Consider the following 15695-nt stretch of genomic DNA (forward strand, 5'->3'; position numbering starts at 1 on the left):
ATCGACGACCCCGAGAGGACCCCATGACCGTCTACACCCCCGAGGCGCCCTACGCTGCCGCAGAGAATCGCTACGAGACGATCCCGTATCGCCGCAGCGGGCGTTCGGGTCTGGACCTGCCGTCGATCTCGTTCGGCCTGTGGCAGAAGTTCGGCACCGACTACCCCTTCGCCACCCAGCGCGAAATCATCCTTCACGCCTTCGATCTGGGCATCACCCACTTCGACAACGCCGACCGATACGGCCCGCCGCACCGGGCCGCGCAGCTGACCTTCGGAGCGGTGCTGTCGAAGGATCTGGCGCCCTACCGCGACGAACTGATCCTGTCGACGAAGGCCGGCAATCCGATCGGCGCCAGTCCCTATCTCCGTGGCGGCTCCCGCAAATCGCTGGTGGCCTCGCTGGAGCACAGCCTGCGCGATCTGGGCACCGACTACGTCGACATCTTCTACCACCACAGCCCCGACCTCGAGACTCCGCTGGAGGAGACGGTCGGCGCGCTGGTCGACGTGGTGCGCCAGGGCAAGGCCCTGTACGTGGGCATTTCCAACTACCGGACCGATCGGGCGCACGAGATCGCCGAGCTGCTGCGCGGCGAGGGCGTGCCGTTGCTGATCCACCAGACCCGGTATTCGATCTATGATCGCGGCCCCGAACAGAGCGGGCTGCTCGACACCGCCAGTGCCGACGGATTCGGTGTAATCGTGTATTCGCCACTGGCACAGGGACTTCTGACCGACAAGTACCTCGAGACGATTCCCGAGGGCGCGCGGGCACGCAACAGTGCCTTCCTCTCGCCCGAGGTAATCGACGACACCTACCGGCAGCGCACCGCCGCGTTGAACAAGATCGCCGAAGCGCGCGGCCAGTCGCTGGCGCAGCTGGCACTGCAATGGGTGCTGCGGCGTCCCGAGGTCACCTCGGCGCTGATCGGCGCCAGCTCCACCCGACAGCTCGACCACAACCTCGCGGCCCTGACCTTCCCGGCACTGACCGACGAGGAACTGGCGCTGATCGACGAACACGGCGTGCACGGAACCGGATCGCGGCGCTGAGATGTACGCTCCGATCGGCGCCGTAGATCTCCCGGAAACCATTCCGGCCGAGACGTTTTCGACCGGATTCAGCGAATCCACCCGGGCGCTGATCGCCGCCGGGCCGCGTACACCGCGCGAGTTGATCGAGCGCGGCGCCGGGGCATCGCCTACTGGTCGGAACCCCAGAACAGGTTGCCGACGATCTGCGGGAGTGGTTCGAAGCCGGAGCCGCGGACGGGTTCACGATCATGCCCGCCGACACCGCCGTGGATCTGGAGAACTTCGCCACCGGCGTGGTGCCGATCCTGCAGCGGCGCGGGCTGTTTCAGTGGGAGTATCGGGAACGGACACTGCGTGCGCGCCTGGGACTGCCGGTGGTGGACCGGCAGGTGGGCGACATCGCCGAATCGGCCTGAAACAGTTGTGCGGCAGTGGTAGCACCGAGGCGGGGGAATCGAGTCCCCGCCTCGGTGTTGTCGCTCAGCGCAGCAGCGGCAGCAGGTGCTCGCCCTGGCGGTGGATCTCCTGCAGGTAGGGGGTGTCGGACAGGACGAAATGGGTGATTCCGAGGTCCTGGTACTTCCGCAGCGATTTGGCGACGTCCTCGGCTGAACCGACCAGCCAGGTGCTGCCCGCACCGCCCCCACCGACCCGGCCCGGCGCGGTGTAGAGGTTGTCGTCGAGCACATCGCCGCGGGCCGCGAGATCGTACAGGCGCTGCTGGCCGACCGCGGCCCGCCACTGCGGACCCGGGCCCGCCTCATGGCTTTTCGCCATCTCCGCCACGCGGGCCTGGGCATCGGCCCACGCCTGTTCGGTGGTGTCGCGCACGACGGTGGTGACGCGCAGACCGAATTGCAGTGGCGGAAGTTCACGTCCGTGCCGCTCACTCAGCTCCCGCAGGCGTTCGATCCGCTCGCGCACGTCGGCGAGCGGCTCACCCCAGAACAGCTGCACATCGGCCACGGTCGCCGCCACCCGCTCGGCGGCGGGCGACGCCCCGCCGAAGTAGAGGGTGGGATGCGGCCTGCCCTCCCGGACCGGAATGCGCGGCAGCACGGTGGAATCGGTCACCCGGTAGTGCGTTCCGTCGTGGGTGACGTTCTCCTCGGTCCACAGCCGGCGAACGAGGCGGATGAACTCCTCGGTCCGTCCGTAGCGGGCGGCCTGGTCCTCCTCGGATTCACCGTAGGCGGCGAGATCGTCCTTCCCGGAGACGATGTTGATCCGCACCCGGCCGCCCGACAGATGATCGAGCGTGGCGACGGCCGAGGCGAAATGGGCGGGCCGCCAGTATCCGGGCCGGATGGCGATCAGCGGCTCGAACGACCGGGTGCGCGCGGCCAGCGCCGTCGCCACGGTGAGCGTGTCCGGCCGGCCCCACCCGGTACCGAGCAGCGCACCCTTCCAGCCGTACTCCTCGAGCGCTCGCGCCTGCGCGGTGAGGGTGTCGAGGCTGTTGTGATCGGTGGTGACGGTGTCGCCCCGGTGGCCCGGTGTCACTTGATTGGGGATGTACCAGAGGAATTCGGCGCTCATCGGGGTCGTCCTGTTCGGTGGTCGCGATCCGCGGCGGGCGCTGCTGGCTACCGCCGGAGGAAGAATGTTCGGCGAGGCGAACACCGAGAGTATGGCCCCGCCGGCTCGTCCGATCGCCTGTCCGCCCGCCCGACATGATGGGCGAAAAGCGCTGTGTTCTGCGCAAATTCGATCCCAGCAGAGATAAATTCCGGTCGATTCGAGAGCTACCGCGGCGCTCGATGGATCACCGGCCGGTCCGTGTGCGCAGGCGGCGGACATTTACGTCCGCTATCGCGGTAAGAATTGGCCTGAACCAAAGCCTCCGGCCGGCCGCCGGAACGTGCGAATGTCGTTGGGTTACCACAAAAATGGACCGCGCCGGGCCTGCGGAGGAGATCGGCGTCGTGTCCGCCGCAGGAGGGGGATGCGCCCTCTTGTGGGCTGATCGCACGATCCATTCAGCACACCGACGGTCCCGGGAGGGCATCATGACGTCGACACATACCGAGCCCGTTGCACCCGCGCTCGAGTCCATCGAATTGCAGGCGGTGATCGACGAGATCGCCGCGGATGCCCGGCGCCGCCGCGAGGCCGGCGGCGGTCGCCCGGACCGCGCGCTGGCGCTGGCTCGCGAGCATCGACTGGGCGCGGTGCGACTGCCGCATGACCTCGGTGGCGCCGGCTACAGCGTGCGCGAATTCTTCGCTCTCGCGGTGCGGCTCGCGCAGGCCGATCCCGACGTCCCGCACATCCTGCGCATCCACTGGGGCACCGTCGAAGAAGCGCTCCGCACGCGCGAGACGGAGCGAAGCAAGCAGTGGCTGCAATGGATCCGCGAGGGCAAGATCTTCGCCGGTGCGCAGTCGGAGCTGTCCGGGCAGCCGGGCGTGTACAGCTACGACACACTGCTCACCGCCGAGGACGATCATTTCCGGCTCAACGGCCGCAAGTTCTACAGCACGGGCAGCATCTACGCCGACTATCTGCGCATCGGCGCGAACGACGAAGCGGGACAACTGGTCAGCGTCGTCGTTCCCGGCGACCGCGAGGGCGTGCTGCACGTCGACGACTGGGACGGCATCGGACAGCGTGAGACCGGCAGCGGCACCACCGTCTTGGACGACGTGTTCGTGCACGCGGACGAGATCGGCGAATTCCGGCTGCTTCCGGGCCCCGGACGACCCCGCAGCCCGCTGGTCCATCTGCTGCTGCACGCGATCGCCGCGGGCATCCTGCGGGCCCTGACCGAGGACACCGCGACGCTGCTGCGCGAGCGGACCCGGTCCTATTCGTGGGGCAATGCCGAACTGGCCCGCAACGATCCGCAGTTGCTGGCAATCGTCGGATCGCTGTCGAGTACCGCTTTCGTGGTGGAAGCCGCGGTGCTGGCGGCCGCCGATGCCCTCGACGCGGCGACCCGTCACGTCTGGCAGCACGGCGTCCCCGACGATCGCTTGGAACTCGCGGCCTCACTCCAGACGTCGCAGGTCAAGGTGGCGGTGGAAAAGATCGCCCTGAGTGCCGCGGCCGAGGCCTTCGACGCCGGTGGGGCGTCGTGGACGCGCGCATCGGCCGGGCTGGACCGGCACTGGCGTAATCTGCGGACGCTGTTCTCCCACAACCCGACCGTGTACAAGGCGCGGGTCGTGGGCGATGTCGTCGTCAATGAGGCCGAGTTGCCGAGCGTCGGATTCTTCTGAGCCCGCGCGCTTTCCGCCGTGTGGTGCGGGGGAGTCGGGTGGCGGTGGTGCCCGCCGCCGTCCGGCGGCGCCGCACCTATGCGGTGAGTTCGGCGAGCTGCGCTCGCCGCACATCGGCGGACTGGCCTTGCACCAGGAGGAACAGGGCGGTGCGCGCGTAGAGCTGTGCGGTGTCGTCGCCGGCCAGCCCGCGCCCGGAGCGAGCGATCAGCAGGGCGCGGGTGATCACCGACAATGCCTCGCCGACAGAGACCTTCACGGCGCGACGATCCTCGGCCCGGTATGCCCCACCGCCGTGAGCACGTGCCTCGTCGGACAAGTCGTAGGCGGTGGCTCGCAGCTGTTCGAACCGTGGTCGCCACACCGCCGCCACCTGCTGCGCCGGTTGCTCCGACGTCCGTTCCAATTCACGCAACACGGTGTCGGCCAAACCGAAATGCTGGGCGCGTGCGTCGTTGGAGACACCTTGGTCGAGGAAGCGCGCTCGTTCGATGGATTCGGTGGTGAGCACATTCTCCTCGGGCACGAAAACGTCGCCGAGCGTCACCCGCGCCGTGCGGCTGCCGGCGACCGCGCCGAGCTCGAGCGTGCCGGTACTGTGCAGGCGATCGTCCACGGGAACGAGGGCGGTGACGACGGTGTCGGTGTCCCTCTCCACCGCCGCGACGGTCAGCGCCGAGTTGAGGCCCCAGCCGCTGACCCACGACACGGTGCCGTCGAATATCCAGCCGCCCTCGGCCTTTCGTGCCGCGATGTAGTGGTCGGGGTATCGCCGCACATCGCTGACCCCGGCGCCCAGCAGCAGCTCCCCGCGCAGAATGCGCTGTGCGAGTGGGGGAATCGGCGCACCGGTCGCTTCCAGGGTGCCGATCCGCTCCGACAGCGAGGCGTGCTGGGCCCAGACCAGCCAGGTGTTGAAGCACGCGCCGGCGATGATTTCGTGCACCTGACGATCGGTCTCACGGTCGACGCCGGCGCCGCCGTAGCGCGCCGGGGCGGTGTGGTTGAGCAGCCCCAGCGCCGCGAGTTCCTCGATGTGCTCGGTGTCGACGCCCTCGCGATCGGTCGCGAGGGCACGCGGTCGCAGCACGGTGTCGGCGTAGTCGCGCACCTTCGCGACGAGCGGGTGGTCGGATCCTGTCTTCGCGAATGTCACTGCGTCCCTTCCTGTCTCTACCGAGGACGCAACCCACCGGGCAGGCGGCGACCGGCATCCTTCGACCGAAATTATCGGCCCGGACGGTGCCGGCGGATCGTTCCCGCGAGCGGATCAGCCGCCCTCGCCGCCGTCGGACCTGGTGCGAATCGATACTGCCGGACAAAAATTCCCGCAGATTCGAGGTGCGGGCATCCGCCGGATCTACGGAATTGCCAATTTCTGCTACGAGGTTCTTGGCGATTCCGTCAAGAAATACTTCATATTTCTCGTTCGCCGCAGCTGGGCTCAGGCTGAATTTTTTCGTAGGTAGAAACCGTTGGGGGGCTTACGTTCTGAACCATATCAATTCCCCGGAGTGGCAATCCAGATGAGGATGGTGGCCGGGGCCGGCGCTGGAGAGGGAAATATCGTGAGCGGCAGAACAACGCATCGTGAGGTGCGACCGTGAGCAGAATCGGCGGCAAGCGCCTGCTCGGAAAATTGACGGCGTTGTCGGTGGCGTTCCTCGCCGTCTCTGCGCTGGTGGCCGGCTGCGGTCTCGGAAAAGACAACGGAGTGGTGTACTTTCGCTTCGCCAACTCGCCCACCGCACTGTCATTGGTCAGGATCGCCGACGAGCTGGGGTACTGGAACCACGCCGGGGTGAAGCCGAAATATGTCGGTCCGGCCACCGCCGTGCCCGCGGTGCAGTTGCTCGATCAGAACAAGATCGATATAGCGACCGGCATGTTCAACGGCGATATCGACGGGAAGGTGAAGGACTTCAAGTTCACCGCCATCGCATCGAGCATGCTCGATCTGCCGAACGAACCGCATATGGCCTATTTCACCAAAGCCGGTTCGGATATCACCAAGAACAACCTGAAGGCCCTCGAGGGCAGGACGGTCGGCATTTCGGCGACCAACAGCTGTGTCGATCTGGTGATCAAGCAGTACCTGAAGAACAACGGCGTGGATCTGAACAAGGTCAAATTCCTCCAGCTCAAGGAGGAGTTGATTCCGCCGGCCATCGAAAAGGGGGAAGTCGATCTCGGCGTCTTCCACCCGCCGCTGGTGGGTGTGCTGCTGAGCAAGCCCGACAAGTTCACCGAGGCCTTCACCTCCTTCGACGACTGGGGCCCGCAGGGCGGCCAGGCGCCGTATGTCGCGAGCAACGCGTGGCTGCAGAAGAATCCGGCCGCCGCACGCGAATTCGTCGGCATCATCGCCAAGACGGCGAACTGGGCCAACGCTCACCCCAAGGAGTCCGCGGAGATCGCCGGTAAGACCACCGGCTACCCGGTGGAGCAGACCACCAACTGGCACTACGCACCTAACGCCCTGCTCGACAAGGCGAGCCTGCAGTTGTGGTGGGACCTCGTGCGGGATGTGGGCAAACCGCTGCCGGGCTCGGAGAAGCTGAAGCCGGAGGACATCGCGACCAACGCCTTCAACCCGTACGCGAAATCGGCCGATCTGCTCGAATCCCAGGAGCAGAACACCACGATTCTCGACAGCGAGCAGAACAGCAAGGTGCTGAAAACCGATCTCGTGGAGATCGCCGGCGCCGAGAAGTGATCAGGCGTTGTTCAATCCATTATTCGTCCCACAGAGAAGTCGAATGTCATGAGTCAGCAAGTGCTCGTCGAGCAAGTGGAAAAGGATCCGCCGCGGCCCGCGCCGACCGAGTGGAAGATCGAGGCGAAGAGTGTCGGCAAGCTCTACCCGCGCACCGATCGGCGTGCGAAGGAGGCGACCACCGTCCTGGACGGATTCGATCTGCGGATCGGCAGCGGTGAGTTCGTCTCGTTGCTGGGCCCCAGCGGATGCGGGAAGTCGACGTTCCTGAACATCCTCGCCGGTCTCGAAACCTACAACGGGGGAGCCGTTTTCGTCGACGGTAAGCGGGTCGAGGGCGTCAACAAGAACGTCGGAGTCGTGTTCCAGGGGTATGCGCTGTTCCCCTGGCTGTCGGCGCAGAAGAACGTCGAGGTCGGTCTCAAGGTCCGCGGTGTTCCGAAGGCCGAACGCCGGGAGCGCGCCGCGCAGGTGCTGCGGACAGTGGGACTGGAATCGGCTGCGCATCGGCTGCCCCATCAGCTGTCCGGTGGTATGCGCCAGCGTGTCGCGATCGCGCGCGTGCTGGCCTACGAGCCGGAGATATTGGTCTTCGACGAGCCGTTCGCGGCCCTGGACGCGCAGACCCGTGAATTCCTGCAGAGCGAACTGCTGCGCATCTGGGAGTCCGGTGCCAGGAAGAAGACGGTCCTGTTCGTCACCCACTCGATCGACGAGGCGATCTTTCTCTCCGACCGGATCGCGGTGATGACGCGGGCGCCGGGCCGCGTGAAGGCGGTGCTGGATGTCGAGCTGCCGCGTCCACGCGACTCCGAGGTGCGCAGTTCCGAAGATTTCGTACACATCCGCTCGCGCGTCGCGCGGATCCTCGAGGAGGAGGTGCGCATTGGCCACGACGATCAGTGAGCCGCTGCGTGATTCGGAGGCGGCGACCGATCGTGACCTCATCCCGCCGAAGGCGCCCAATCCGTGGCTCGCGAAATTCGACCGGCTCCTCTACGGCGTCATCGGTCTCGGCCTGTTCCTGCTGCTGTGGTGGTGGGTGGTCGCCAGCGGCCAGGTCAGCGATCAATACCTGTCCACACCGCAGGACACGTTCGCAGCGTTCGTCGACGGACTGAGCGACGGCACCCTGGGCAGCCAGATCTGGCCCAGCGTGCAGCGCGCGGTGATCGGATTCGTGATCGCGCTGGTACTGGGTGTCGCCCTGGGCATCCTGGTCGGATCGTTCCGGATCTTCCAGAAGCTCGCCGAGCCGGTCTTGCTGTTCTTCCGGAACCTGTCGCTGCTGGCGTTGCTGCCGGTGTTCGTGCTGTTCTTCGGCATCGGCGAGGAGTCGAAGATCGCGATCGTGGTGTGGGCCTGCTTCTGGCCGATCTTCGTCAACGCGGTGAGTGCGGTGAGCGGGGTCGAGCGCCTGCTGCTGAACGCGGCGCGGACGCTCGGCGCCGGACGGTTCTACATCTTCACCCAGGTCGTGCTGCCGGCGGCGATTCCCGCGATCTTCCCCGGGATCCGGCTGGCCGCGGCCAACGCGTTCACCGCGCTCGTCGCGGCCGAACTCGTCGGCGGTGCACAGGGGATCGGCATCTATATCAACACCGCCTCGTTGCGGTATCAGACCCCGCAGATGTATGCCGGAATCTTCGCCCTCGGCGTGGTCGGAATCATCGTCAACGCGATTCTGACCGTCGTCGAGTGGCGAGTGACCTCCTGGCAGCGGGGACTGACGAGCAAATAGCGCGGAAAGTAGTGGAATGCACAGGACAGATCGGCGCCGGTTGCCCGCAGCGATGCGGGTTCCGGTTCGGCACAGAATCACGACGATCATCGCCTCGCTTCTTCTCATGCCCACCGCGGCCGCCGGATGCGGGTCGGCGACGAAGGTCAGCTACGAACCCGGCGCTGACAGCGAGAATGCGTTGGTCGTGTACGTCGGCCCCGGCGACGATCGGGAAATCCTCGATTACGCGATCCACAACCTGCTGCCGGATTCGGTGAAGGTGAAACCGGTCGACGCGACCGGCGACGCCAATGCCCGCATCGCCGCCGGCAAGGGCGATCTGTCCTACTTCCAGCACATTCCGGCTTTCGAGGCCGACAGCCGGAAGAATTCCTATACGAATCTGAGCATCGTGGCGAAGGTGAACGTGGTGCCCTACGGGGTGTACTCCTCGAAGTGGCGGGATCTGAAGGACACCAACGACTGGGTGCATGTGGGACTGGTGCAGGATCAGGTCGCCGCCGTGAGCCTGCCGCACGGCGCTCAGGTGGCCCTGCCCGCGACGCCCACCGGTTTCGCGCGCGGGCTCTACCTGTTGCAGAGTGCGGGCCTGGTGACGCTCGATCGGCCGTTCGGCGGCACCTCGGCGGCGGATCTGACGATCGGTCAGGCGAACGTGCGCGACTCCGCGCGGCATCTATCGTTGCTGCCGTTGAGTTTCGACCAGGATCTGGCATCCATCTATCACAGCTACGACGCGGTGGTCCTCAGTCCCGACCAAGCGGCATCGCTGGGTCTGCAACCGGCGAAAGACGCGCTCGCGATCGAGCCCGGACCCGAAAATCCTTATGCGCACGTCCTTGTCGCGCCGTCTCGACTGGCGGGCGACCAGCGGGTGCTGGAACTGACTCACGCGCTGGAGAGCCCCCGGCTGGCCCAGTTCCTGGCGACGAAATACCGGGGCGCGGATATCGCCGTAGCCGCCGCGGGCGCCAAATGACGTCGTCCGGCGGTACGGGGCCGAAATCACTTCACAGAAGGAAGACAATGGCAGACAGCGACATTCGCGAGCGGCGCGCACCCGTGCATAGGCACCTCGTCCGCCGTGGGAGCGTGGTGGCGATCGCGGCCGCGGTGCCGCTGGTGGCATTCGCGGCACCGGCCGCGGCGCACGTGCAGACCGATGGCACACCGGTGACCAAGGGCGGCTACGGAGTCGTGCATCTGATCGTGCCCGGTGAATCCGCCACGGCGAATACAGTCGGGCTCACCGTCACCATCCCCGCCGGGGTGGATCTGACATCGGCACGGACACAACCCATTCCGGGGTGGACGGCGTCGGTCGAACGGGAACAGGCCGCCGGTCGGGTGACCAGGATCGTGTGGAACGCGAACACGCCGGCCGACGGTTTCGGCAATGCGCAGTACCGCGAATTCTCGTTCTCGGCGGGACCGTGGCCGAAGTCCGTGGATTCGGTCGCGCTGCCGTCCGATCAGCGGTATTCCGACGGTTCGGTGGTGTCGTGGAACGAGATAGCCGTCGACAAGGCCAGCGAGCCCGAGCATCCGGCGCCCGTCGTGCCGGTGACTCGCACCGTCGCCGGACATTCCGACGACGGCGGTCATGTCGTATCGGCGGCGAACACGTCGCTGGACGGGCACGACGACGCGCTGCACGACGGCGGCGAATCATCGCCGAGCGGATGGTGGCAGGTGTTGTCGGTGGTGGCGCTGCTGTTCGCGGTCGCGGCGGGTGCGGCGGCGACACTGGCATTGCGGCGCGATCGTGAGCCTCGGTCCTAGGGGTGCACTGCGGTGCTGGTTCGTCCTGATCGTCGCGTGCGTGGCGCCGGTGTGGTCGGCCGGCGCCGCGGCCGCGCACGCCGTGCTGGTGTCGACGACACCGGAATCGGGAACCCATGTCGACACAGCGCCGGGTGAACTGCGGCTGCAACTCGACGAGCCGGTCACCCTCGTCGCGGGGTCGGCGCAGCTGATCGACAGCGGCGGAAAGCGATTCGCGCTGTCCGCCGCTCGGCTCGACGACGGTCAGCGCCGGGTTGTGCTGGTGCCGGCCGAGGCGGTTCCGGACGGGGCCTATCTGGCCACCGCGCGCGTCGTGTCCGCCGATACCCACGTGGTGTCGTTATCGATTCAGTTCACCGTGGGTGCGGTGACCGCGCAGGGCCGGTTCGCCCAGCATTCTCCGACCGGTATCGAGCACTATCTGAACTCTCCGACGCGGGGTATCACCTATCTGGGATTGATACTGTCGGCCGGACTGTACGCCGCGGCGCTCTGGGTGTGGCCGACGGTTATTCGCAGCCGACGTTTCCGGGTGCTCTATCGGGTGGGAATCGGGATTTTCGTCGCCGGATTCGTCTGCCGATTTCTCGTTCTGGTCGCCCAGCAGGACGGCGGTCTGTCCGCGATGTCGGTAACGGGTGCACGCACGGTTCTCGAGACCCCGCTGGGAGTGGTGACGGTGATCGCGGCGCCGGCCTCGATCATCGCCTTCGCTCTCGTCACCCGTGCCGCCCGCGCGGTCGTGGGAGCGGGCGCAGCGCAGGCCGCTGCCGCGGTTGTCGCGGTGACGCTGGACGGTCACGGCAGCTCGGTGCAGGGGTGGCCGTGGTCGTTCGCCGGTACGTTGCTGCACGTGTACGGCATCACCGTGTGGCTGGGCGGTGTCGTCGTGATCGCCTTCGTCTTGCGCGGTGCGCCGAATCCGACCCGATGGCATGCCGTCGCGGTCGGGCACGTGCTGGCGGCCGTGGCCGGTGGAATCGGGCTGGCGGTCGTGCAGGTACACCCGCCGCCCGCGCTCGTGCACACCACCTACGGCCGGGTCCTGGTGGCCAAAGTCGTTGTGGCACTGGGCGTTGTGACGCTCGGCTACCTGAGTCTGCGCTGGTTTCGCCGCACCGGTGCGATCGTCGGACGGCCCGGGTCCCTCGTGCCGGAGACAGTGCTCGCGACGGTGGTGCTGGCGGTGACCTCGGTCCTGGCGACGCTGCCCCCGGCGAAGGACACCTACACCACCGATCTCGTCACCGCACTCGACTTCGGGGCCGCGCAGGTGCTGCACGTCGGCATCGACTCGATCCGGCACGGACCGCAGCGGCTCGCGGTCGACTACATACCAGCGAATACCTCTGCGGCGCACGGCGATTCCGCGACCGTGAGCGTCGACCTGTCGTCGGAATCGGCGAATGTGGCACGATTACCGGTGACGTTGGGGCGCCCCGTGGTGGAGCACGGATCCCTGGTATGGCGCAGCGAGCATCTCATCGTCCCCGCGCCGGGGCAGTGGAAAGTCACCGTCCGATTCGACGGCGGCACCGGCCCCAAACTCGCCTCCTTCTCCTACCGAGCTCTGTGACCGAGCCGGAACGAGGAAGCGATCACCCCAGCGGGGATTGCAGCGCACGATGTCGCCACAGCACGCTCGGGATCGCTCAGCACGGATCGTGGGCGCATGGCGGGATATTCCGGCGCCCCGTTCGCCCGCGAGCTCGGTATCCGGCCCGGTAGCCGCGTGCTGCTCGCCAACGCCCCGAGCGGGTTCGCGCTCGAACCGCTCGGTAGTGACGGCACGGAAAACCACGACATGGCTTGACGGCGTTACCGGGCGCCGGTGAGTTCGGTCTGCCCAGTCGGTACCGACGGACGGCCTGGTCTGCCGGCGTGGAACCACAGATCATCAACCCCAGCGCACATCTGATGGCGATCGCTCGAACTGCCGGCTGACTCCTCTCGGCATGCGCATCCCCGGGGTCCATATGGTTTCGAGCAACCGGGCAGCGGTCACGAGGACCAGTGCGGGGGCGGATGTCCGAGTAACGTTCGCGAACCTTCAGCGATCTTTCAGGCAACACGTTCAGGGAGGTTCGACATGAAATCTGTGAAGCGACTTGCCGCGGGTGCCGTCGTCGCTACCGCGACGGCTGCTGCGGCGCTGGCCGGTGCGGGTGCGGCGCAGGCCGATGTTCCGGTGTGGCAGGCCAACTGTCACGTCTACAACATCTTCAATACCGGAGGGATGTCCAACTGCGAGTTGCCGACCTGGCAGCAAGTGAAGCTGACGTGCGTCGCGTGGCCTGTTCCGTTCACCTATTGGAAGTACGGCCCGGTGCAGTACGGGCAGAACCAGTCATGGGCCAGTTGTGACTCGCCGGGGGCGTTGGTGCGCGTCGAGGTCATCCAGGCGTAAAGCTGAAGCAACCCAGGGTTATTCGTCGTCTGCGGCCGTAGTCCAGCGTCATCATTCCCGCCTCCTCCGCAGGGTGGACGCCCAGAATCATGCGGATGTGGCGATCGGGGCTGCGGAGCCGGCGAGTAATCAAGCGCCCCAGTGCCTCCGGCATCGGGGCGCTTCGGCGCATCGCCACAGCACCGCGCTGTCCCGGCAAGGCACCCGCGTACTCCGCTACCCGCCAGGACCGGGGGCTCAGGTGGACGCTCCCGATATGTGTGGCCGACGATGGTGGCATGTTGCTCACGCGCGAAGTCGATGTGTTCGAGAGTTTCCGGGCTCGTCTGGAAGCGATCGCCTATCGCTTGCTGGGCTCGGCCAGTGACGCCGAGGACGCGGTGCAGGAGACCTACCTGCGCTGGCAGGCCGCCGACCGTGAGTACGTGCAGACGCCCGAGGCGTGGCTGACCAAAGTGCTCACCAACCTCTGCCTCAACCAGCTCACCACGGCTCGCGCCCGGCGGGAAACGTATGTGGGACAGTGGCTTCCGGAGCCGGTGCTGGCCGGCGACTCGATGCTCGGGCCGGCCGACACGGTGGAACAGCGGGAATCGGTATCGATTGCCATGCTCACCCTCATGGAGCGGCTCACCGCCAAGGAGCGCGTGGTGTACGTGTTGCGCGAGGCTTTCGGCTACCCGCACCACGAGATCGCCGAACTGATCGACATCACCGAAGCCAACTGCCAGCAGGTGTATCGCCGCGCCAAACAGCATCTGTCGATGGAACGGGCGCGCATCGAGGTCGACGAGGCCGCAGCGCGACGGATCGTGGAGGAATTCCTGGCCGCGGCGGTCAGCGGGCAGACCGAGAAGCTGGTAGAGCTGCTGACCGATGATGCCTCCATTGTCGGCGACGGCGGTGAGTTCCTCGCCACGCTGAGCCGGCCGCTGTTCGGCGCGCAGCGCGTCGCGCGGTTCGTGTGTCTGGCGATCAAGCCCTCCAACGGCACGTGGAACAAGCTCGGCGGCAAGCCGGAGATGTTCGCGGCTATCGCCAACGGCATGCCCGCGCTGGTGCTGGTATCCGAGCGGCGGATTGTGGCCGTGGTGGTCCTGCAGGTCACCGTCGAGGGCATCGCGGCCGTGCACGCCCAGGTCAACCCCGACAAGCTGGCACATGCCAACCGTCGGTGGGCCACCCGCGCACCGGGAGCACCCCTGCCCGAACTCTGGTGACGCACATCACATCTGGTGACTGTCAGGCTTCGTGCCCCTGTCCGGTTCAGGTATCGACCCTACCGAGACAGGAGTACAACAATGAAGCACCGCATCGTCGTCCTCGGAGCCGGGTATGCCGGAGCGATCACCGCCGGCCGCCTGGCCAAGCGACTGCACCGCGACGATATCGAGATCATCCTGGTCAATGCCGAGCCCGATTTCGTCGAACGGATCCGCTTGCACCAGGTCGCCGCGGGTCAGGATCTGCCGGTCCGTCCGCTGCGGAAGATCTTCGCGGGCACCGGTGTTCAGGTGCGGGTCGCGCGGGTCGATTCGGTCGACGCGGACCGCAAGACCGTCGAACTGGCCGGTGAGAACGGCGCCGAGACGCTGGCCTACGACACCCTGGTCTACGCCTTGGGCAGCACCATCGCCGACATGGGCGTGCCCGGGGTCGCCGAGCACACCCACAATGTGGCGAGCAGGCAGGCGGCACTGCGGTTGCGGGAGCGCCTGAACGAGTTGGTGGCGGGGGAGACCGTCCTGATCGTGGGTGGCGGCCTGACAGGTATCGAGGTTGCGACCGAGGTCGCCGAGGCGCGCCCGGACCTGAAAATCGCCATGGCGGCGCGCGGCGGCGTCGGCGACTGGCTCGACGAGAAGGCACAGACCCACCTGCGCGCCGGCTTCGAACGTCTCGGAATCGCCGTGCACGAAAACGCCGACGTCACTCGCGTCACCGATCGTGGCGTCGTCACCCGATCGGGTGCGCAGATCCGAGCTCGAACGATTGTCTGGACAGCAGGTTTCGCCGTGCACCCCATCGCGGCCGCCAGCACACTCACCGTCTCCGAGTCCGGGCGCATCGTCGTCGACGACACCCTGCGCTCGGTCTCGCATCCCGATGTCTACGCCGTCGGCGATGCCGCGCACGCCGCCGGAGTAGGCGGCAAGACGCTGCGCATGGGCTGTGCCACCGCCTCACCGATGGCCTGGCTGGGCGGCGACGTCATCGCCGCCCGGTTGACGGGAAGAGAAGTCCCGAACGCTCCGATCGGCTACAACAGCCAGTGCATCAGCCTCGGCCGCCGCGACGCCATCGTGCAGAAGGTCACCAAGCAGGATGAGCCGACTTCCAAGGTCGACGTCGGCCGCAAAGCCGCACGCGTGAAGGAGCTGATCTGCAAGGGCGCCATGTGGAGCGTCACCCACCCCACCCTGATGATGCCGAGCAGGCGTCGCCACCTGATCACGCCCCCTGGGCTCGGCGGGCGAACCGCGGGATGGACCGCCGCTGCCGATCAGCAGCCGAGCACAATCAACTGACCGGCGCGCGGGCGGTGTGGCTCGCACGGCAGTGGCGACGCGACCGCGATTTCCGGGCAGGACACGATGTCGGTCGGCGAGGGCGGATCTCTGGCGACCGGCCGGGCCGGTATTCCGGCCGTGGAATGTGGTGGTAGCTCACCATTTGCGGCGAATCGCTCGAGAATATTCGATTCCACACCCGGGTTCGACGGATCGACGGAGCCGAGGGGCTATCGCAGATGGTGTCGACTCTGTTTGAATCAATATATGTGCCG

Annotated in this window: 15 protein-coding genes; 13 read left to right on the forward strand and 2 right to left on the reverse strand. The window is 66.7% G+C overall.

Annotated features, from left to right (window positions below; all coding sequences use genetic code 11):
• Nucleotides 1-23: 23 nt before the first annotated feature.
• Both NA3_RS20480 and NA3_RS39295 read left to right on the forward strand, forming a co-directional pair.
• Entirely contained in the window at nt 24-1055 is a 1032-nt protein-coding gene (locus NA3_RS20480; RefSeq protein ID WP_062965205.1) for an aldo/keto reductase, read from the forward strand.
• A gap of 230 nt (nt 1056-1285) precedes the next feature.
• Nucleotides 1286-1453 (forward strand): hypothetical protein, encoded by a 168-nt coding sequence (locus NA3_RS39295; RefSeq protein WP_308189522.1) that lies wholly within the window; start codon nt 1286-1288, stop codon nt 1451-1453.
• Nucleotides 1454-1517: 64 nt separating this feature from the next.
• On the opposite strand, the gene NA3_RS20485 is transcribed toward NA3_RS39295, so the two are convergent.
• Nucleotides 1518-2576 (reverse strand): LLM class flavin-dependent oxidoreductase, encoded by a 1059-nt coding sequence (locus tag NA3_RS20485; RefSeq protein ID WP_062965206.1) that lies wholly within the window; start codon nt 2574-2576, stop codon nt 1518-1520.
• A gap of 470 nt (nt 2577-3046) precedes the next feature.
• Between NA3_RS20485 and NA3_RS20490 the strand changes: the two genes are divergently transcribed.
• Nucleotides 3047-4258, forward strand: a complete 1212-nt coding sequence (locus NA3_RS20490) for an acyl-CoA dehydrogenase family protein (RefSeq protein WP_062965207.1) — start codon at nt 3047-3049, stop codon at nt 4256-4258.
• A 76-nt stretch (nt 4259-4334) separates the two neighbouring features.
• Here the strand turns inward: NA3_RS20490 and NA3_RS20495 are convergent, their stop codons facing one another.
• Nucleotides 4335-5414 carry an acyl-CoA dehydrogenase family protein gene (locus NA3_RS20495; RefSeq protein WP_128145222.1) on the reverse strand — a complete coding sequence of 360 codons (1080 nt, stop codon included), beginning with the start codon at nt 5412-5414 and terminating at the stop codon, nt 4335-4337.
• Nucleotides 5415-5861: 447 nt separating this feature from the next.
• Here NA3_RS20495 and NA3_RS20500 point away from each other — a divergent pair, with 447 nt between their 5' ends.
• The 10 genes from NA3_RS20500 to NA3_RS20540 all read left to right on the forward strand — a co-directional run bounded on the left by NA3_RS20500 (nt 5862) and on the right by NA3_RS20540 (nt 15438).
• The gene (locus NA3_RS20500; protein WP_062965209.1) at nt 5862-6974 is read left to right on the forward strand and encodes an ABC transporter substrate-binding protein; all 1113 of its coding nucleotides are present in this window, start codon (nt 5862-5864) and stop codon (nt 6972-6974) included.
• Nucleotides 6975-7022: 48 nt separating this feature from the next.
• On the forward strand, nt 7023-7880 hold the full coding sequence (locus NA3_RS20505; protein ID WP_062965210.1) for an ABC transporter ATP-binding protein: 858 nt from the start codon (nt 7023-7025) through the stop codon (nt 7878-7880).
• Nucleotides 7861-8715, forward strand: a complete 855-nt coding sequence (locus NA3_RS20510) for an ABC transporter permease (protein ID WP_084491705.1) — start codon at nt 7861-7863, stop codon at nt 8713-8715. The genes NA3_RS20505 and NA3_RS20510 overlap by 20 nt, the downstream gene beginning before the upstream one ends.
• A gap of 106 nt (nt 8716-8821) precedes the next feature.
• Nucleotides 8822-9697 carry a MetQ/NlpA family ABC transporter substrate-binding protein gene (locus NA3_RS20515; RefSeq protein ID WP_227995223.1) on the forward strand — a complete coding sequence of 292 codons (876 nt, stop codon included), beginning with the start codon at nt 8822-8824 and terminating at the stop codon, nt 9695-9697.
• A gap of 47 nt (nt 9698-9744) precedes the next feature.
• Complete coding sequence (locus tag NA3_RS20520; protein WP_062965212.1) at nt 9745-10500, forward strand: YcnI family copper-binding membrane protein; 756 nt, start codon at nt 9745-9747, stop codon at nt 10498-10500.
• 40 nt (nt 10501-10540) lie between these two features.
• Nucleotides 10541-12079, forward strand: a complete 1539-nt coding sequence (locus tag NA3_RS20525) for a copper resistance CopC/CopD family protein (protein ID WP_167355014.1) — start codon at nt 10541-10543, stop codon at nt 12077-12079.
• A 96-nt stretch (nt 12080-12175) separates the two neighbouring features.
• Nucleotides 12176-12316: a hypothetical protein gene (locus NA3_RS37000; RefSeq protein WP_157126578.1), complete on the forward strand. Its 141-nt coding sequence runs from the start codon at nt 12176-12178 to the stop codon at nt 12314-12316.
• A gap of 276 nt (nt 12317-12592) precedes the next feature.
• A complete protein-coding gene (locus tag NA3_RS20530) occupies nt 12593-12910 on the forward strand; it encodes a hypothetical protein (RefSeq protein ID WP_062965213.1) in 318 nt (105 codons plus the stop codon).
• A gap of 278 nt (nt 12911-13188) precedes the next feature.
• Nucleotides 13189-14130 carry an RNA polymerase sigma factor SigJ gene (sigJ, locus tag NA3_RS20535; RefSeq protein WP_062965214.1) on the forward strand — a complete coding sequence of 314 codons (942 nt, stop codon included), beginning with the start codon at nt 13189-13191 and terminating at the stop codon, nt 14128-14130.
• Nucleotides 14131-14211: 81 nt separating this feature from the next.
• Nucleotides 14212-15438: an NAD(P)/FAD-dependent oxidoreductase gene (locus tag NA3_RS20540; protein ID WP_084491706.1), complete on the forward strand. Its 1227-nt coding sequence runs from the start codon at nt 14212-14214 to the stop codon at nt 15436-15438.
• The last annotated feature ends 257 nt before the right edge of the window (nt 15439-15695 follow it).

Source organism: Nocardia africana NBRC 100379 (assembly GCF_001612635.1).
Taxonomy (GTDB): Bacteria; Actinomycetota; Actinomycetes; order Mycobacteriales; family Mycobacteriaceae; genus Nocardia; species Nocardia africana.